We start from the raw sequence: 18,948 nt of genomic DNA on the forward strand, positions 1-18,948 counted from the left end.
GTACTTCGAATTTGACTTAATTAGGTGAATCACCTTCGTCAATAGTTTGAGATATTGTATCGCTATTGTTTGTAATGGTGTTTTCTTGCTCTAAAAAATCATCTATTGTTTTGATCAATTGTTGCGCGGAAAAATTAGAAACTTGGTAAGTCCATTTTTGCCAATACTCTGTTTGAGCGGTAGAAATAAAATTCACAAAGTGTTTATCCTCTAATTCACTTACCACGACCTGAAATATTTTCTGTTCTGCTGTACTTACTTCAAGCTGGGTCAATATTTTTGACGGTTGATTAAAGACTTCATCCGCAGGTAACAGTTGCTCAAAATCTAGGCTGGTTAAGCTGCTAACGATTGAATTGAGAATACTAGGGTATTCTAATTGTTTATCTTTTGGCATGTTAATCAGCTGAAAATCGCCGCTAACAGCTCTAGTGATTTGCCAATCCGAACTATCAACTCGTGAAACTGAACTGATATCCTGTGCTTGGTAAGGCAAAATAGGCTGTTTTAACCATGAGTATTTATCTATTGGTAAATGAATCGTTTTATCGGTTCGCCAGCTTCGAGGATCACCGGGTTTAAGTATATATTGGCCTTCACCTAATGTGACGCTGTTACCCACTAATACTTGCCAAGAATTTTCACTGGTTTTCAAAGTAACTAAACTAGACATACTGTCGTCAACATCAACAGATTGTAAACCCAAACGAATATAGTTTTCTGGCTTGCTAGTTTTTGCCTCCATTAACTTTACTCGCATCATTGTTTCAACAAATTCTGCAAGTTTATCTTGAGAAATGGGATATACAGGTTGCTCAGGATCAAAGGTTGCCAACCAACGATCACCTAATTTTTTTGCACTAAACAATACACCTTGAGCATTCCTTATTTCGACATTATCCACTTGATTAGCAAGTTCTTGCAGATCGTCAAACAAAAGGACCGCTTCAAATTTATCTTTGGAAGGTGATTGACTCAACCATACTCCCAATCCTAAAGCCAATATCGCAAAAATAGCCAATACAGAGACCTGTTTATTCATAAAACAGCCCCCTCTTTTGACTTAGTGGCAATTGAGGTCGAACGCGGCTTAGTTCTGAAAATTCCTCTTAACAGCGCAAGTAATAAAATGAGAATAAATGGGGCTATGGCCATATTGACCAGTTTTAACCAGTTACCCAAACTTTCAATGTCTTTATCAAGTTGATGTCTAACATCCCGTAGAGACTTACGAATAGTGACTTTCTTTTGCATAAACTCATCAATAGCTAACTGTTGTTGGGGGCTAATAACCAAAGCGCCTCCTTCAACTTGTTGATTTTGTAACTGCACTAATTGCTGCTCAGTCTCTTCTAGTTGCTGTTGCAGTATTTGCTCTTGGTCGCGAAATTTTTGTTCTGCAATGACAGTTAGTTCATCAACCTTGCTAAAAGAGCGACTAAATATCCCGCGACTTCTGATACTGATGAGCGCATCACTACCACCTAAATTCTCAACAGCATTAGTAATAAAATCACCGTTATTAGCGAAAGGTGTATACATAGTTTCACCAAAAAAATCAGATTGTTGTACCCAGAAACGGTCTGCGAGCATGTCTGTATCACCCACTAAAACCACATTTAAATTATCTGTTGATTTAACTAACTCAATCAGCTTTACTCCTTCAGGTACTTGATCAAAAGCGCTTTTGGCCTGCCCCGATAGTCTTGCAGCTAAAACATATGTCTGATTGTCACTTTGATACGCTTTCGCTAATTCTTCAGGGTCTTGTGTCATGGAATAGGTGCCAGTATCCATCAAGTCTGAGTTTAGTGTTGACTTAACCAATGGTAACCAAGTTGATTCAGGATTTTCAATTTGGCTAAAAACACCAAACGACGCTCCGTTAATCACTTCGAGGTTTGAGGTGATCACATCTTCACGATCAAGCTGGTCTGTGGTAAAACCTACAAAACCAAAATGTCTGGTCACGCCACTATCTTGGGTCCGAATATCTAGGCCTGCCATAGCATCAAGCAGCACATTATCAGTATCAAACTGCACCCCCCATGCGGTGAGTAAAGGCTGCAAGTTTGAACTATTACCCCTGGGCATTGGTCCGGCCATCATTGCCATTTGATCAGATTCATTATGTGCATCCAAAAATGCTAAGATTTTACCGCCAGAGAGCGCGTATTGGTCGATAGCAAATAATAACGCATCACTATATTCTTTGGGGTGCACTAACAGCAATACGTCGGTGCTATCTGGCAAACTGATGATGTCACTACCGAGTTGTTCTACTGAATATAATTGCTCTAATTGAGTAAGAAATGTCCAAGGAGGATCAACCTGTCCCGTCATGGGGTTCTGTCCACCTTTTAAAGCAAGGTCCGTTATTAAAGTAATATTGACTGGTTCTGGCTCGCTTAGTTGATAAATCAGTTTGCTGATTTCATATTCTAAAAAACCTTCTTTTTGTGGGTCAAAAAACGCAATGATTTTTTGTTCATCTAACGCATTGGTAGCCGCCAATCCCATATAAATAGCTTCGCCTGCTACACCAATATTGGCAGCGGTCAAACCAAATTGGTCTGCCTGATCTTCTTGCTCAGAAAATGCTTGAGGATCTACCACCTGCAACTTGAGTTTGCCGTTAGCAAAGGTTTCATATTCAGTCAGTAAACTTTCGACACGATTGGCATAGTTACGCAAACTGGTCATATTTTTAGAGGCTTTGTCTGAAAAGAAAAAGTATAGATTAATCGGTTCGTCTATTTCTTTCAAAACCTGTTTGCTTCCCTGGGACAGAGTGTAAACTTGGTTTTCAGTTAAATCTAATCTTGCCGAAGATAACAATTGATTATTCACAAACACTAAGGCAATAAAAACTACCAAGATCAAAAACAAATTAACAGATGAGGTCAATTTTTGTTTCATGACTAATCCGCCTTCTTTTGTTCAATAATCACTAAACCGGCAAACAACCAACAGATGGTCACCAGCAGGAAATACATTAAATCGTTTAAAGCAATCACACCTTTGGCCATAGCCTCAAAATGCGTCAGAAAACTAAAAGAGGCCACAACGTCAATAACCATACTAGGTGCCCAACTTTTAAAGGCGTCGAGTACAATATTACTGCCGCTGACTACGAATACGAAACACACCACCACTGATAGTATAAAAGCGATGACCTGATTTTTAGTCATGGCCGACATACACAAGCCAATAGATAAAAATGCCCCAGCCATTAACCAGCTACCGAAATAAGCGGCAACGATAATGCCATTATCTGGGTTTCCCAGATAATTAACCGTTAACCACAATGGAAAAGTTAACAATAGCGACAAACCCAACACCGCCCATGCAGCAAGATGTTTGGCCAACATGGCCTGCCAAGTACTTATTGGCAGGGTCATGAGCAGTTCAATGCTGCCACTTTTTCGTTCTTCAGACCAACTACGCATGGCAATCGCTGGTACAAGGAAAAGATACAACCAGGGATGGAAATTAAAAAAGGGCAACAAATCAGCTTGTCCACGTTCATAGAAACCGCCGACAAAAAATGTGAATACACCAGACAAAACCAAGAAAATGCCAATAAAAACATAGGCAACTGGCGTAGCAAAAAAGCTAGAAAACTCTCGTCTAAATAAAATACTTAGATTTCTCATTACGGGTTCTCCTCTTGAGAAATGTCTTGAGTAATTTGTCTAAACACTTGGTCTAATCGACCTTGCTCAACATATAAACTATCTATTGGCAATTTACACCGTTGCGCGTGGGCCGTCACTAAATGCAATATTTCTGCGCCAGGTTTAGGAAACAGGGTCACTCGCCCCGTACTTAAGTCTTCTTCCATTTCTGCTACACCTTCCAACTCACCTAACTCAGAAACATCGGCGCGATAACTACAATATAAGGTCACGGCACCATAATATTTAGACTTACGGTTAAGGGCTTGAGGAGTGTCATCAAACAAAAGTTTACCTTTAGCTATTATCATCACCCGATTACACACAGCGGTGACCTCTTCCAGAATATGGGTTGAGATAATAACTATTTTATCTTTAGATAAATTTTTGATCAGTTTATGGACTTGATGTTTTTGATTCGGATCGAGTCCATCAGTAGGTTCATCGAGGATCAATATTTCGGGGTCATGGATCAAGGCTTGGGCTAAACCTACGCGTCTTTTAAAACCTTTGGATAGATTATCAATGGGCTTATCTAATACCTCGTGAAGTTCTACCTGATTAACGACTTGCTCAATCCTTGATGTCTTTTCGGCACCTTTGTAACCTCTAATCTGAGCAATAAAATTCAGAAACTGCAGAGGGGTCATATCGCCATAAGCTGGGGCTCCCTCAGGCAAATAACCAATTTTCTTTTTTATCTCTAATGCAGACTGCTCCAGAGACAAGTTAGTAATGTGGATATCCCCACTGGTGGGAAGTAAAAAACCTGTCAGCATCTTCATGGTTGTTGACTTACCCGCGCCGTTTGGACCTAAAAAGCCCACCACATCACCGGGAATAATATCAAATGAGAGATCACTAACAGCTTGGGTACCATTAAATGATTTAAATAAATTTTTGACTGAGATCATAATAATCCTGTAATGACCAATATCGAATGCACAAGAGATATGGTGCTAATTCGGTAAATTTCAATATTTTGATTACCCGTTTACGAAAAGAATTTTATATGAAAAAAAGTATCTTACTCATACTTATTGAGCTATTTTTTGCAACCTACAAGCTATTAACTTGGCATCACAACCAATTTGACTTATTGTCTGGGCATGCAACAAATAAATACATCTATTTTCAGTGCCCCTTTTCAACAACCTAGTCGCTATTCTATCTTCAAACGCATAGCGAATCTGGTTTTGGCCGTTGTGGGATGCATCGCCTGTATAAACCTTTGGCTTATCAGCTCTGAACAATCTTTAAACTGGCACTCGAAACAAGCAAATCAGTTAGGTGTTAGCCTATCTTCTTTGTCAGGCAAAATACTGATAAGTTCGCTCCTTGAAAATGATTCGGAAGAATTAAGCCAACAACTCAGTTATATCGTTGCTGATCCTCATGTTGCTGGCGTGTCTTTATTCGATAAAAAAGGCAGAATATTGGCCGATAACAACTCAGCGTTATCTGTGGTTGCTGCATTTAAAACGAAAGCTATATCACCTTTAGTTTTCGTGCAAAATATCACCCATAATGAGCAGATAATCGGTTTCTTGAGTATTGTACTCAAAGAAAAAGAAGTGATGGCATATCATAGTGAATATCAAAAACAGCTCAATCAACAAGTACAAATGTTAATGATACTAGCAGCCATTGGGGGCATATTAATCACTCGTGCATTCTACAAAGTCAGATATAGACAACTCATTCGTTCATCTAAACAATAAACATTTAAAGATTTGCCAGACTAACCCGCACGTTATGAGAACAAGCTTGAAGTAATTGCTGTTTAGTTTCATTGCGCAGTGACCACAGACTTTCAAATATTTCAGGTAAATACTCAGGACTATTTCTTTGTCCTTGCTTGCCCATCAAAGGCATATCTGGTGCATCAGTTTCTAAAACCAGACAATCAATAGGCAATTGAGCTATTGTTCTGCGCGTTTTACTTGCACGGGAATAGGTAATACCGCCGCCAACCCCAATTTTGAACCCTAAATCAATATACGTTTTTGCTTGTTGCACACTCCCAGAAAAAGCATGCACTATGCCACCTTGGGTGAATTTTTTTGCTTTAAGCGTACGTATAAGTTCGTTATGTGAATTCCTGTGATGCAAAATCACCGGTAACCTATGCTCTTCAGCAATCAACAATTGCTGTTCAAATATTTGTAATTGCAGTTTCCAATCAACATCAATATGAGAATCAAGACCAATCTCACCGACAGCCAGTACCTTGTCTTGATACTGATTTAGCAGCTGGGATAATTCAACTAAATGTAAAGATTCAAAACTATTCAGGAAATAGGGATGCAAACCTAAGGCGAACTTAAGTTGGGGATACAGATGACACAGGTCTATTTGTTTATGCCACTGACTAGCCTGAGTGCCGGGGATGACTATAGTCTCTATTGCCAGCTTTCGACAGTGATTCAAAACCTCAACTCGGTCATGATCAAAACAGCTAAAATCAAGATGGCAATGACTATCTATCAACACAACAAAACCTTAAATGGTTAAGGCATCAAACGTTCTGTATGCCACACGCCTTCGGATGTTTTAGTGTAAACAAAACGATCGTGAAGTCGATGTTCTCCTCCTTGCCAAAACTCGATTTGCTGGGCTACAACTTTGTAGCCCCCCCAAAATGATGGCAATGGAACTTCCCCTTTGGCGAACTTATTTGTTGCCTCGGAAAATTTCTCCAAAAGTAATTGTTTACTATTAATAGGACGACTTTGTGCAGATGCCCATGCAGCAATCTGACTAGGTTTAGGACGTGACATAAAATATTTAGCCACACTAACTGCACTTAATTTTTGAGCAACACCTGTGATTTTCACCTGACGGTCAAGCATGTGCCATGGAAAATGTAACGAAATTTTGTTGTTTTGACTTAAGTCTTGGGATTTTTTACTGCCGGTATTAGTGTAAAAAACAAAACCTGTTTTATCAAAATCTTTTAAGAGCACTATACGTTGAGAAGGTTGCCCCGATTTATCCACTGTAGCAACTGTCATAGCAGTTGGGTCGGCTAAATTTGCATCAATTGCATTTTGTAACCAACGCTCAAAAAGCGCAAAAGGTTCTGGAGTCAAATCATCGACATCTAACCCTGCTTGAGTGTAATCCCGACGAATATCACTGATTGAACGCATCTTTACCTCTTGTTTGTTTAGGATGAAGCAAGTTCAAATATTAGTTATCTAATCCATAACCTAAGCTACGTAGTGCCCTTTCGTCATCAGCCCAGCCTGACTTCACTTTTACCCAAAGTTCTAAATAAACTTTTGCATCAAACAAGACTTCCATATCTTTGCGTGCTTCCATACCAATGGTTTTAAGGCGTTGTCCCCCTTTACCAATGACCATACTTTTTTGGGTATCACGCTCAACCAAAATCAAACCGTTTATACGATATATACCATTTTCGGCCAGGAGAAATTGTTCAATTTCCACAGTAATAGAATAAGGTAACTCGTCTCCTGTAAAGCGCATCAGCTTTTCACGAACAATCTCAGATGCCATAAAACGACTTGAACGATCTGTGATGTAATCTTCTGGAAAATAAAACTCACTTTCGGGCAACGTATCCAGAACTAATGCCCGTAACTCTTCGACATTTTTACCTGTTTTCGCTGAGATAGGCATAATTTGCTGAAAGTTATGTTGCTCACCCAACCATTTAAGATGGGGAAGCATAGTTTCTTTATCTTTAACATTATCTGATTTATTAACAATCAGCCAACAAGGTGAGCCAGACTGTTGTATCTTGGTCAACACCATTTGATCGTCATCGGTCCATTTAGTACCTTCTACCAAAAACAGTACTAAACCAACATCAGCAATTGAGCTAGATGCTGCGCGATTCATAAAACGATTTATGGCGCGTTTTTCTTCAATGTGTAATCCCGGTGTATCCACATAAATGGCCTGACGATTATCTAGAGTGTCGATACCCATTATTCTGTGACGAGTGGTTTGTGGTTTTCTGGAAGTAATACTCACTTTTTGACCTAGCAGTTTATTCAGCAAGGTCGACTTACCCACATTGGGGCGTCCGACAATGGCGATCATCCCACAGTGAGTATCGACAGTCGACTTTTCATCAGGCTTGTTATCTATCATTAATTAATTTCTCAAATGCTTGTTTTGCGGCTTTTTGTTCTGCTCTACGTCGACTATTACCTTTACCTACCACGGCTTTATTTAAACCTTCTACATTACACTCAACATAAAAAGTCTGATCATGTGACTTACCTTTAATTTCAGTAACCTCGTAAAGAGGTAAAGGATGTTTATTTGACTGTAGGTATTCTTGTAAGCGGGTTTTGTCGTCCTTGGACACAGCTTCTGGATCGAGAGCTTTAAGCCTACAAGCAAACCAATCCAGAATTAAGGCTTCACACTTAGTCATGCCCGCTTCTAAATAAATGGCGCCGATGATGGACTCTACTGCATCGGCTAATATTGAATCACGGCGAAACCCACCACTTTTAAGCTCGCCTGGGCCCAGCAGTAACAACTCACCTAACTCAAATTCCCTAGCGACTTCGGCTAAGGTATCCCCTTTGACCAAGCTTGAGCGCATACGAGTTAGCTTGCCCTCTGGCTGCTTAGGAAAACGCAGGTATAAAGCTTTCGCTATGACCATTCCTAATATAGCATCACCTAAAAATTCAAGACGCTCATTGTGTTGTTTACTGGCACTTCTGTGAGTTAAAGCTTCGACTATATTAGCCTCATCGACAAAGGTGTAACCCAAGCGTTTGTATAACGGTAGATATGGGTTAACAAGTGGCATTTATTTTATGCCACCGACACGTTCAAACCTAACACCAGTTGGGATCCATCCTGGAACCCAACTACTAGGCACACGATCAAATTCAAAACTGATCCAAATCGCAACGGCTTTACCCACTAAATTTTCTTCAGGTACAAATCCCCAATATCTTCCATCTTCACTATTATCGCGATTGTCTCCCATAACAAAATAATGTCCTTCAGGAACAATAAATTCATCCGCCTGCGTTCCCGGCTGAGAATAATAACGACTGGAACTGGCTCTGCCTTGAGTGCGATAGATTTGATGACTAACTTCGCCTAGTTGCTCTGTATATTTTTCTAAAGGTGCAAATTGCTGATAAGCCTCCCCTCGGCTCTCAAACTTTAAATCAATAGTCTGAAATGCTGGGCAATTTTCAGCAGTATCGCAAGCTGGTTTAACTTGGAGTTGTTTATTTCGATAAATAACAGTATCCCCAGGTAAGCCCACTACACGTTTGATATAGTCTAGGTGTGGCTCTGGTGGAAACTTAAACACGACGACATCACCCCGTTCAGGTGCTCCAATATCGACGAACTTGTTTCGCATTACTGGATCTTTTAGTCCGTAGGTAAACTTTTCAACAAGAATAAAATCCCCCACTAATAAAGTGGGCATCATTGAGCCGGAAGGAATTTGAAAAGGTTCATACAAAAATGATCGCAACACCATTACAAAAGCGATAACAGGGAAAATTTGTTGTGCTGTATCGACCAACCAAGGTAATTGTGCATCCTGTTCAAAAGCAGATGTTGCACCGACGGGGCTAGTGGCAATTGCCATTCTTTCACGACGTTTAGAGGCAAACATCAAGCTATCGACCAACCAAATCAAACCCGACGCGAAGGTGAGTACTACCAAAAAAATTGAAAAATAATTAGCCATTTATTTACCTACCTTCAGAAGTGCTAAAAAGGCTTCTTGAGGCAGTTCTACATTACCCACTGACTTCATACGTTTTTTTCCATCCTTTTGTTTCTGTAATAATTTTTTCTTACGACTGATGTCACCACCATAACACTTGGCGGTAACGTTTTTACGTAATTGCTTAATGGTACTACGAGCAATTATCTGATTACCAATAGCTGCTTGGATAGCAATATCGAACATTTGTCTGGGGATAAGCTCTTGGAGTTTTTCTACTAACTGTCGGCCACGAGTCACAGCGTGATCTTTGTGTGTAATCATGGCAAGGGCGTCAACACGCTCGCCATTGATCAAAATGTCTAAGCGTGACATTTCAGCCGTTTGGAAACGTTTGAAATTGTAGTCAAGAGACGCAAAACCTCGACTAGTCGATTTTAATTTATCAAAAAAGTCCATTACCACTTCTGCCATAGGCAAATCATAACTCACCGCAACTTGTTTGCCGTGATAAGTCATACTGGTTTGCATGCCACGTTTTTCAACACATAATGTAATGACATTACCAAGATACTGCTTCGGCACTAAAATGTGCGCTTCAACTATAGGTTCATGAATTTCTTCAATGTCATTAACAGCCGGTAATTTTGAAGGATTATCGACATAAATAGTTTCTCCCTCTTTGGTGACCACTTCATACACCACAGTCGGTGCAGTGGTAATCAAATCCAGATTATATTCACGTTCTAAACGTTGTTGGATGATTTCCATATGTAACATACCTAGGAAACCAATACGAAAACCAAAACCCAGTGCAGATGAACTCTCTGGCTCAAAAAACAAAGAAGCATCATTGAGGCTTAATTTTGCCAATGCATCACGAAAGTCTTCATAGTCATCAGAACTAATTGGGAACAGACCTGCGTAGACTTGAGGCTTGACCTTTTTAAAACCTGGTAGGGCTTCAGATGCAGGTCGTTTCGCTAAAGTGATAGTATCACCCACTGGGGCCCCATTAATTTCTTTTATGCCAGCGACAACAAACCCTACCTCACCGGCTCTTAACACCCCTGTGTCAGTTGCTTTAGGTGTAAAGATACCCACTTTATCCGCTTGATGAATTCCACCAGTCCTCATAATTTTAATTTTGTCGTTCTTATGTAACTCTCCTTGCATAATTCGTACAAGAGATACAACCCCTTGATAATTATCGAACCAAGAGTCAACAATCAAAGCCTTTAACGGTGCATCAATCTCACCTTCTGGCGGTGGTATTTGGCGTACAATAACTTCTAATACGTCCTCTATTCCAATGCCTGTTTTAGCAGAACAGCGCACTGCATTGATAGCGTCGATACCCACTATATCTTCTATTTCCTCAGCAACACGATCGGGTTCAGCTTGAGGCAAATCAATCTTATTTATTATAGGCACCACTTCCATGTTCAAATCAATAGCCGTATAACAATTTGCCAATGTTTGCGCCTCAACTCCCTGACCGGCGTCCACTACCAATAAGGCACCTTCACAAGCAGCTAGAGAACGTGATACTTCATAAGTAAAATCCACATGTCCGGGCGTGTCGATGAAATTTAATTGATAAGTAAGACCATCTTTTGCGGTGTAGTTCAGCGTGACACTTTGCGCTTTGATGGTAATACCCCGCTCTTTTTCAATATCCATGGAGTCGAGGACTTGCTCAGACATTTCTCTACTGCTCAATCCTCCGCAATGTTGGATCAAACGATCAGAGAGAGTTGATTTACCGTGGTCTATATGAGCAATAATTGAGAAGTTACGTATGTGCTTGTGTTGCATAAAGTTTTTGAAAATTACCAAGTGGTTTTGTTTCCAAGCAACTAGTTAAACAAAGAACAGCCGCTAGAGTATGGGACAAAAAATTAAATAGACGGGAATTTTACAGTTTTATCAATCACTTTGCGACACAACTAAAGCATGTTTATGGGTTTTTGTAACAGAAAATGAAACTTAGACTTGTTTGACTTGGATATTATGTATTTCTAATGGGAAAACTTTAAGGATAAGAGGGTGAAAATCACCTTGGTCAGTGCGACTTAAAAAACGACGTACAAACATAAAGGTCAAAAAACTGCAGATAGCAGTAAACAAAATCAACCATCCTTCGGCCATCAGCCCAACTAAGGGAAGGATGGTTTGTCCGATAAGTGCAGATATAACAAGAGCTAATAAGGGCAAACAATAAACCATCGCAGATGCTTTAAGTAAATTTTCTTCAGGTATACCTAAACTAACTTTCTGCCCTACTTCAACCATTTCATTTAATCGAAAGCGTAAGGTTTCTCGCTTAGTAGCAAAAACGTTCGCGATTGCGCCGGTACCACAATTGGACTGAGCCTCACAACTACCACAAGTCGATTTAATTTGTGTTTCAACTATTACAACTTGCTGAGAGTTGTGTTGCTCTATCGCACAAATCACTCCAATTTCTTCAATCATTAATTAATTCTTTGAATCGATTTTGCAATGGCATTAGCCGTGGCTGCGGGAAGCTTACCAATGACCGTTATATTCAGTTCACCATGCTCAATGGTTAACAGTGTGTCAGATTGTACTGTACCCACTAAATTTTCCTGCGGCTTATTATTTTCTTTCTCTTGCAGATAGACAGAGACATCAACTAAACCATCACTTAACATAATGTATTCAACCACTTCACCCGAAACAGCCAAGCGCCGCAAGTCTCTTTTTATGATTGTCATACCTTTAGGAATATAACCAATTGACCATTTTGAATTGAGAGGTGCACTGGGACCAAAACTGATTACCTCAGGTAACATTCCTGGCTCGATTTTTTCGAAGAAAGGATCGGGGTCTTTGGTTACTTGTAAACCGGTAACTTGAATTTGTTCTAGAAGCTGAGCTTCTTGACCAAACATATTCATTTTTAACAACAAACCTGTTTCTTGATCAAGCCAAACATTTAAACCAAAACGACTTTTGTCTTTACTGATGATCCGAATCTGTTGAGCAGCACGTCCCGCAATTCGACTCCGCCCTACTAAAATAAATTCATAACTCAGCATTAATTTTTCAGGAAGCTGAAAAAATTCACTTGGAAATGGCCCATTGATAATAGATGACTGCAAGCTATAAGGTGGGACGTTAGGTTCAAAGTAACTCACTTTATCGCCGATACGAACAACTTCCCTACCCGGACCGTTCAGAAGATTAAGTTGTTCCATTTCAAGGCCATCTTCATTCACACCGTGTCGCCAAAGATAGGGTTGGGAGTCAACTCCGGGCTTTAACAAAATAAAGGAAATAGTGTAGTTAAGAGACTTAACTGCATCAGACATCTTAACCAACCATGCTTGAGCACTGTCAGATGGGTAAGACTTGTTAGACGTTTCGCTAGACGATTCTTCCTGCGCACAGATATGCAAAGGAACAAACATACATATCAGCAAAGTCAATACGACTCTGCTGGAAATTTTATTGAGGGGTGTTTTCAACAATGTCTGATTGCGCCTCTTGATTTTTAATATCTTGATTCATTATCGCAGACTTGTCATTAACCGATTCAATAGTTTTAAAACGTAATTGTTGTTTATGATCTGTCATATACGCGTTTATCCGCCGCTTTTGTTCAACCGCACCAGAGTTGGGTATTGCACGCGTTTGGTCAAAACTTACTGGCGATAAACCACCTTGAATACCAGGAATAGGCGGAGCTGCATTGAAAGGTTGATTTACATCAGCCTGATTTAACTGCTGGACTCCAATTATCATCGCTACAGCCACAGATGCAGCAATTGCCATTTGCCCGCCTTGTTTTGCAAAAGGCACAATATTGCTCACTAAAGGTAGGTCGCGCCAAGTTTTCTTTGGAGCCAAAATTGCAGGCTCAGCTTCTATCGCCTGAGCTATCTTATCGGCAATATCAAAGTTAATATTTGCGGGTAGTTCTTGGCGTAATCCGTCTCGAATAAGATGGTAACTTTTCCATTTTAGCTGCAATTCAGTATCATTTTTAACCGCATCCAACACAAGGTTATTTGATGAGCTAGATACACCATTTTCACCATCGACTAAGGCTGATAAATTTTCAAGTTTTTGCGACATACAATATGGTTCCCGCTAATAAAATTCTACTTTGATAGAAAATCAATCATTCATTAATAATGGTTGAATCACTTTATCTAATGCTTCTCTGGCCCTAAATATTCTCGATCTGACAGTTCCTACTGGGCAATCCATCACATTAGCAATATCTTCGTAGCTTAACCCCTCTAGTTCACGCAGACTGATAGCCATACGTAGATCTTCAGGTAGCTTTTCCATGGCGTCAAACAACAGCTTTTCCATTTGCTCTGACATCAAGTTTTTTTCGGGTGAATTATTTTCCTTTAATGCATCACTGCCGTCATAATAATCTGCTTCATCAGCATCAACATCACTTGCTGGGGGCTTTCTTCCTTGAGAAACCAAGTAATTTTTTGCACTGTTGACAGCTATTCTATATAACCAAGTATAAAAAGCGCTGTCACCTCTAAAATTTGGTAAGGCTCTGTATGCTTTGATAAACGCTTCTTGCGTCACATCTGCCACATCCCCTGAGTTTTTAACATACCTAGAGACTAAATAGGATACTTTGTGTTGGTACTTTGTTACCAACAACCCGTAGGCGTTTTTATCTCCCCGCTGTACTCTTTCAACAATTTGTTGGTCTGCTATCTGCTCGCTCATTTCGAGCCTTTACTCCTGTACGAAAATAGACTACGGCTCATGCAAGCACTACTATTGACTCTACTAAATTTGAAAAGTTCGAATATATCCAACTTTTTCTCAAAAAAAATCAATCATGTATAATTGATTAAGCATTAAAAATGGAAATTTACATACAATCAACTATAAAAAGCATTGTAATTTATAATGTGTAAATTAGTATTGCCTGATAAATCTTCTATATTACCTAGTTTACCTTATGCACCCTACTATTGAACACCAATGTGACGTACTTATTATTGGAAGTGGCGCCGCAGGCTTGAGTCACGCCTTAAAACTTGCAGATCATTGCCAAGTGATAGTGTTAAGTAAAAGTGATATATCTGAAGGGTCAACCAAATATGCACAAGGCGGCATTGCAGCCGTCTTTGATGAAAATGATTCTATTACGTCACATGTTGAGGACACTCTTTTAGCTGGCGACGGTTTGTGTGATAGAGACGCTGTTGAGTTCACCGCTTCTCAAGCCAAAACATGTATGCAATGGCTGATTGATTTTGGAATGCCATTTGACCGGGAAAACTCGGACAATGGTGAAACTCGGTTTCATTTAACACGAGAGGGAGGCCATAGTCACAGACGTATTTTACATTCGGCTGACGCTACTGGCGCAGCAGTTCAAGTCACCCTTATTGAAGCAGTCCAGCAGCATCCTAATATTCATCTATTCCAGCGTTATAACGCCGTTGATTTAATCAAAAGCAAACACACAAAAAATCTATTATTAGGCGCCTATGTATGGAATAGAAAACGGGAAAGAGTCGAAATTATTCGTAGCAAGTTTGTCTCTTTAGCAACAGGTGGAGCGAGTAAAGTATATCAATATACATCAAATCCAGACGTATCAAGTGGTGACGGTATTGCTATGGCTTGGCGTGCAGGTTGCCGTGTCGCTAATATGGAATTTAATCAATTTCATCCAACATGTTTATATCATCCAGAAGCAAGAAACTTTTTAATTTCCGAAGCTTTACGAGGAGAAGGTGCGAAACTTTGTCATCCTGATGGCACCACTTTTATGCATAGGTTTGATAAAAGGGGTGACTTGGCATCACGTGACATTGTCGCAAGAGCCATTGATTTTGAGATGAAACGCTTAGGCGCTGATTGTATGTATCTGGACATCAGCCATAAACCTAGTGACTTTATTGTTAAGCACTTTCCTAATATTTATCGAAAGTGCCGTTCTTTGGGTATCGATATTACCCAACAACCCATCCCCGTTGTACCCGCGGCTCATTATAGTTGCGGTGGAGTCGTCACAGATACTTATGCCAAAACTGATATAGACAACTTATATGCCATAGGAGAGGTGGCTTATACTGGACTACATGGTGCAAATCGGATGGCAAGTAACTCACTATTGGAGTGTATTGTGTATGCTCATTCTGCTGCTAATCATATTGCGACGAGGTTAACTGAAATCACACCAGATGAAAAAATAAAAGCTTGGGATGAAAGCAAAGTGAGTGACTCTGATGAAGAAGTCATTATTCAACATAACTGGCATGAGTTACGCTTGTTCATGTGGGATTACGTAGGTATTGTGCGCACAAATAAACGTTTAGAGCGTGCCCATCATCGTATTCAATTATTACAACAGGAAGTGAATGATTATTATTCCAATTTTAAAGTTAGTAATAACTTACTAGAGCTTAGAAACTTACTGACAGTTGCTGAATTAATAGTGAAATGTGCTAAAAATCGCAAAGAAAGTCGAGGCTTACACTTTAACTTAGACTATCCTGACAAACTTGACGATCCAAAACCTACAATAATACAGAACGATCTTAAATAGCGCGAATGCTACCAATAAGGTGCAGCGGGTATTGTGGGTGGTTAACCCAAACACCTACCGCCTTATAAAATGCGCTTCAACTTAGATAGCTTGGTTACACCTAGATGGGAGCATGTCATATATCAATCTATCCCAGTGGTTTGTTGTTGATAAATAACGGCACGGCACAGTCTGCGAAAATCTCGCTTCGTGACTTGGTCTTTATATATTAAACACCATTTTGAATGGCGAGGGTTCAGTGGAGAAATTAAATGAATAAATAATAGCAACCCACTGACTCTAGATTTATCAGTCATTCTCCAACTTATTTGCCCGTCTATAGCGACTTCCAACCATTCTCCCCCTTGGGTAAAAATAACGGGTGTCAGCTTTTGATCTCTATAATAAAAGACAGTTTTAAAAAAACAAAAAGTAATGACTGTCATAGTTAACATTTGCAGTAAAAGCTGATATTGAATACTCTCAGACTGCCAATTCAAGACTGATAACATTAAAATCACATAAACCAGCAACTTAAAAATCACCAATAAACGAGACGATTTAAGCTCAACTCTATACTTTGACACGGCTCAAAATATGTTCAATCATTTCACTAAATTCTTTATCATCACAGGGCTGATGTCCCATAAACCAAGCGTACAAATCAGGATCATCACTGGTTAACAAGCGCTCAAACACTTCCTGCTGCTGCTCGGACAACTCATTAAAACCGGTTTCGGCAAAAGGCATAAAGAGTACATCAAGTTCCAACATTCCACGGCGACATGCCCACTTCAATCGACCATATCGTTTTTTATCAAACATGTATAACCTCTTATTTCGAGTATTTCAGCAAAAACTTGAAAATCAAGTTCCTTAAGTATTAATAATAACAGTAATAATCGGTTGTTTTCAGATTTTTCCTTGCTAAATCAAACTCGTACCCCATATTAATTACTAGTGCTGATTAGCAAAAGAGAAGATTATATGTCACAACCACTCACAGACCATATCCAAACAAAACAGTATGCCAATAAGCTTAAGAATAGTGGAGTGATCCAACTCACTGGTGAAGAAAGGGTCAATTACTTACAAGGGCAAATAACAGCAGATGTGAATCAGCTGACCCAAAATAATGCACTTTTGGCCAGTCATTGTGATTTTAAAGGCAAAGTATGGAGTGTTTTTTATACCTTGCTTTGGCAAAACTCTATTTTATTGGTCACTCATAAATCCGTATTAGATAAATCCCTTTCCGAATTGAATAAATATGGGGTATTTGCCAAAGTAGACATCACCAATCAAAGCGATAATTGGCAAATAACGGGTGGCTCTGGTGATTTATTTGAAAAAGCAATATCAGATCTATTTGACGAATTACCTTCTGGTGATAGAAAAGTCATCTCAAACGTTTATGGCTTGGTTATGTCAGTTGAAAGTCCAGAGCAACGTTACCTAGTTTTACAACCCAATAATACTGAAAACAAGTTACTCTTAAACGAATCTGAAAATAGTGATCTATGGGAGATTGCAGACATAAAGTCTGGGCTGGGAGATATCCGTGAAACAACGATAAACGAATATGTGCCACAAATGTTGAATCTGCAGGCAATGGATGCCATAGACTTTGAAAAAGGCTGTTACATGGGCCAAGAAGTTGTGGCAAGAACAAAATATTTGGGCCGTAACAAACGCGCTGGCTTTATTTTAACAACCCAGACCGACAACAAAGACTTAAGCGGCGAGCAGCTTGAATACCAAATAGGTGAAAACTGGCGTCCCGGAGGAAAAATACTACGCAGTGGCTCAGAAGCAGGACAGACTTGGATATTTGCAATTTTAGCCAACGATACACAAGTAGGCAGTGCATTTAGAGTTAAGTCTTCGCCAAACACAATCTTCGTTGCCCAAGCACTTCCCTATCCTTTACTATAAGCATAAAATAATTTTGACTGGAATATAATGAATATAGCCAATAATACCATTGCCACTATCCACTTTACTGTTTGTTCATCTGACGGCACCCAAATCGATACATCTAGAAATAGTGAACCTATGGTTTACTTGCAGGGTAGCCATTTTTTAATCCAAGGCTTAGAAGATGAATTAGAAGATAAAACAGTTGGTGACAAATTTATTATCGATATAGCCCCAGCTCTCGCCTATGGCGAACGTCAAGAAGAATTAGTCCAGTCTGTACCTAAAACAATGTTTGAAGATATGGATTTAAATGTGGGTATGACCTTCAGAGCATCAACCGATGACGGGGAACAATCAGTGATGATAATTGACATCAATGAAGAAGAAGTTGTAGTTGACGGTAATCATCCTTTGTCAGGCCTAACACTTAATTTCGACGTAGAAGTATTAGAAGTCAGAGAAGCTACAGAAGAAGAAATTACACATGGTCACCCGCATACTGACGCAGGATGTGAGCATTCTCACTAAGTAGTAAACATAAAATGATAAAGCGTTCAATAGAGCGCTTTTTTTATGTTTCAATTCTCAAATTGCTTGCACAACAAGGCCACCCTATTCAGGTGCCTTTGTTGTAATTGGGGCCGTGTGCGGGTCATCCCATGCGTTTCGCTTCTGAGTTCTCAATGTGATCAGGTGGAACCGCATCGCTATGGGTTAAACCGAGGCTGGAGCACCAGCCTACCGGACAGATGGCGTTATTTCACACAACAAAAAAGGGCTACCCTTGCGGATAGCCCTTTCTTTAAATGGGAGCCTGGCAATGTGCTACTCTCGCAGGAGGGTGGAAGTGGAGTTTTCAGGAGCACGGCTCCTGCCACTGGAACGAGTCAAGCTAAGCTTGAGTCCGGGGAGCCACTTTGTGAAGGATGACCGCGGGGTAGCAATGCGCGCATTCGCGTTTAAGTATAAAGCCACCTTTCCCACACCAAAATGTTATGACTACTTTTCTTTTCCCTGAACGCACAAAGCCACCCGATAAAGGTGGCTTTGTACTTAATTGGGAGTCTGGCAATGTGCTACTCTCGCATGGGGAGACCCCAAACTACCATCGCCGCTAATGTGTT

20 protein-coding genes are annotated in these 18,948 nt (G+C 39.9%); 4 read left to right on the top strand and 16 right to left on the bottom strand.

Annotated features, from left to right (window positions below):
• Positions 1-16 precede the first annotated feature (16 nt).
• Genes CXF95_RS03640 through CXF95_RS03655 form a run of 4 tightly spaced genes read right to left on the bottom strand, consistent with a single transcriptional unit; the run spans position 17 to position 4,591 of the window.
• On the bottom strand, positions 17-1,042 hold the full coding sequence (locus CXF95_RS03640) for a DUF4340 domain-containing protein (RefSeq protein WP_101197423.1): 1,026 nt from the start codon (positions 1,040-1,042) through the stop codon (positions 17-19).
• Positions 1,039-2,919, bottom strand: a complete 1,881-nt coding sequence (locus CXF95_RS03645) for a GldG family protein (RefSeq protein ID WP_101197424.1) — start codon at positions 2,917-2,919, stop codon at positions 1,039-1,041. Before CXF95_RS03645 ends, CXF95_RS03640 begins: the two co-directional genes overlap by 4 nt.
• 2 nt (positions 2,920-2,921) lie before the next feature.
• Positions 2,922-3,656, bottom strand: coding sequence for an ABC transporter permease subunit (locus tag CXF95_RS03650; RefSeq protein WP_101197425.1), 735 nt, complete (start codon positions 3,654-3,656; stop codon positions 2,922-2,924).
• On the bottom strand, positions 3,656-4,591 hold the full coding sequence (locus CXF95_RS03655) for an ABC transporter ATP-binding protein (protein ID WP_101197426.1): 936 nt from the start codon (positions 4,589-4,591) through the stop codon (positions 3,656-3,658). Before CXF95_RS03655 ends, CXF95_RS03650 begins: the two co-directional genes overlap by 1 nt.
• Positions 4,592-4,786: 195 nt before the next feature.
• Here CXF95_RS03655 and CXF95_RS03660 point away from each other — a divergent pair, with 195 nt between their 5' ends.
• Positions 4,787-5,398, top strand: a complete 612-nt coding sequence (locus tag CXF95_RS03660; RefSeq protein ID WP_232787624.1) for a hypothetical protein — start codon at positions 4,787-4,789, stop codon at positions 5,396-5,398.
• Between the two features lie 4 nt (positions 5,399-5,402).
• On the opposite strand, the gene CXF95_RS03665 is transcribed toward CXF95_RS03660, so the two are convergent.
• From CXF95_RS03665 to rpoE, 10 genes are all read right to left on the bottom strand, one after another.
• Positions 5,403-6,170: a TatD family hydrolase gene (locus CXF95_RS03665; protein ID WP_101197427.1), complete on the bottom strand. Its 768-nt coding sequence runs from the start codon at positions 6,168-6,170 to the stop codon at positions 5,403-5,405.
• 17 nt (positions 6,171-6,187) lie between these two features.
• Complete coding sequence (gene pdxH / locus CXF95_RS03670) at positions 6,188-6,829, bottom strand: pyridoxamine 5'-phosphate oxidase (protein ID WP_101197428.1); 642 nt, start codon at positions 6,827-6,829, stop codon at positions 6,188-6,190.
• A 40-nt stretch (positions 6,830-6,869) separates the two neighbouring features.
• Positions 6,870-7,799, bottom strand: a complete 930-nt coding sequence (gene era, locus CXF95_RS03675; RefSeq protein ID WP_101197429.1) for a GTPase Era — start codon at positions 7,797-7,799, stop codon at positions 6,870-6,872.
• The gene (rnc, locus tag CXF95_RS03680; RefSeq protein ID WP_101197430.1) at positions 7,789-8,475 is read right to left on the bottom strand and encodes a ribonuclease III; all 687 of its coding nucleotides are present in this window, start codon (positions 8,473-8,475) and stop codon (positions 7,789-7,791) included. The genes era and rnc overlap by 11 nt, the downstream gene beginning before the upstream one ends.
• Positions 8,476-9,381, bottom strand: coding sequence for a signal peptidase I (lepB, locus tag CXF95_RS03685; protein ID WP_101197431.1), 906 nt, complete (start codon positions 9,379-9,381; stop codon positions 8,476-8,478).
• The gene (gene lepA, locus CXF95_RS03690; RefSeq protein ID WP_101197432.1) at positions 9,382-11,178 is read right to left on the bottom strand and encodes a translation elongation factor 4; all 1,797 of its coding nucleotides are present in this window, start codon (positions 11,176-11,178) and stop codon (positions 9,382-9,384) included.
• 171 nt (positions 11,179-11,349) lie between these two features.
• Complete coding sequence (locus tag CXF95_RS03695; protein ID WP_101197433.1) at positions 11,350-11,838, bottom strand: SoxR reducing system RseC family protein; 489 nt, start codon at positions 11,836-11,838, stop codon at positions 11,350-11,352.
• Positions 11,838-12,857: a MucB/RseB C-terminal domain-containing protein gene (locus CXF95_RS03700; RefSeq protein ID WP_232787625.1), complete on the bottom strand. Its 1,020-nt coding sequence runs from the start codon at positions 12,855-12,857 to the stop codon at positions 11,838-11,840. Before CXF95_RS03700 ends, CXF95_RS03695 begins: the two co-directional genes overlap by 1 nt.
• Entirely contained in the window at positions 12,835-13,464 is a 630-nt protein-coding gene (locus CXF95_RS03705; protein ID WP_101197434.1) for a sigma-E factor negative regulatory protein, read from the bottom strand. The genes CXF95_RS03700 and CXF95_RS03705 overlap by 23 nt, the downstream gene beginning before the upstream one ends.
• A gap of 42 nt (positions 13,465-13,506) precedes the next feature.
• Positions 13,507-14,088, bottom strand: a complete 582-nt coding sequence (rpoE, locus tag CXF95_RS03710) for an RNA polymerase sigma factor RpoE (protein ID WP_101197435.1) — start codon at positions 14,086-14,088, stop codon at positions 13,507-13,509.
• A gap of 238 nt (positions 14,089-14,326) precedes the next feature.
• Between rpoE and nadB the strand changes: the two genes are divergently transcribed.
• Positions 14,327-15,925, top strand: coding sequence for an L-aspartate oxidase (gene nadB / locus CXF95_RS03715; RefSeq protein ID WP_101197436.1), 1,599 nt, complete (start codon positions 14,327-14,329; stop codon positions 15,923-15,925).
• A 122-nt stretch (positions 15,926-16,047) separates the two neighbouring features.
• Here nadB and CXF95_RS03720 read toward each other — a convergent pair whose 3' ends face one another.
• A complete protein-coding gene (locus CXF95_RS03720) occupies positions 16,048-16,491 on the bottom strand; it encodes a protein YgfX (protein WP_369809275.1) in 444 nt (147 codons plus the stop codon).
• Positions 16,478-16,729, bottom strand: a complete 252-nt coding sequence (locus tag CXF95_RS03725) for a succinate dehydrogenase assembly factor 2 (RefSeq protein WP_101197437.1) — start codon at positions 16,727-16,729, stop codon at positions 16,478-16,480. The genes CXF95_RS03720 and CXF95_RS03725 overlap by 14 nt, the downstream gene beginning before the upstream one ends.
• A 162-nt stretch (positions 16,730-16,891) precedes the next feature.
• Between CXF95_RS03725 and ygfZ the strand changes: the two genes are divergently transcribed.
• Together ygfZ and CXF95_RS03735 are read left to right on the top strand one after the other, a co-directional pair.
• Complete coding sequence (ygfZ, locus tag CXF95_RS03730; RefSeq protein ID WP_101197438.1) at positions 16,892-17,839, top strand: tRNA-modifying protein YgfZ; 948 nt, start codon at positions 16,892-16,894, stop codon at positions 17,837-17,839.
• Between the two features lie 27 nt (positions 17,840-17,866).
• Entirely contained in the window at positions 17,867-18,352 is a 486-nt protein-coding gene (locus tag CXF95_RS03735; RefSeq protein WP_101197439.1) for a peptidylprolyl isomerase, read from the top strand.
• Positions 18,353-18,948 lie beyond the last annotated feature (596 nt).

This window comes from Paraglaciecola sp. MB-3u-78, from assembly GCF_002835935.1.
GTDB lineage: Bacteria > Pseudomonadota > Gammaproteobacteria > Enterobacterales > Alteromonadaceae > Paraglaciecola.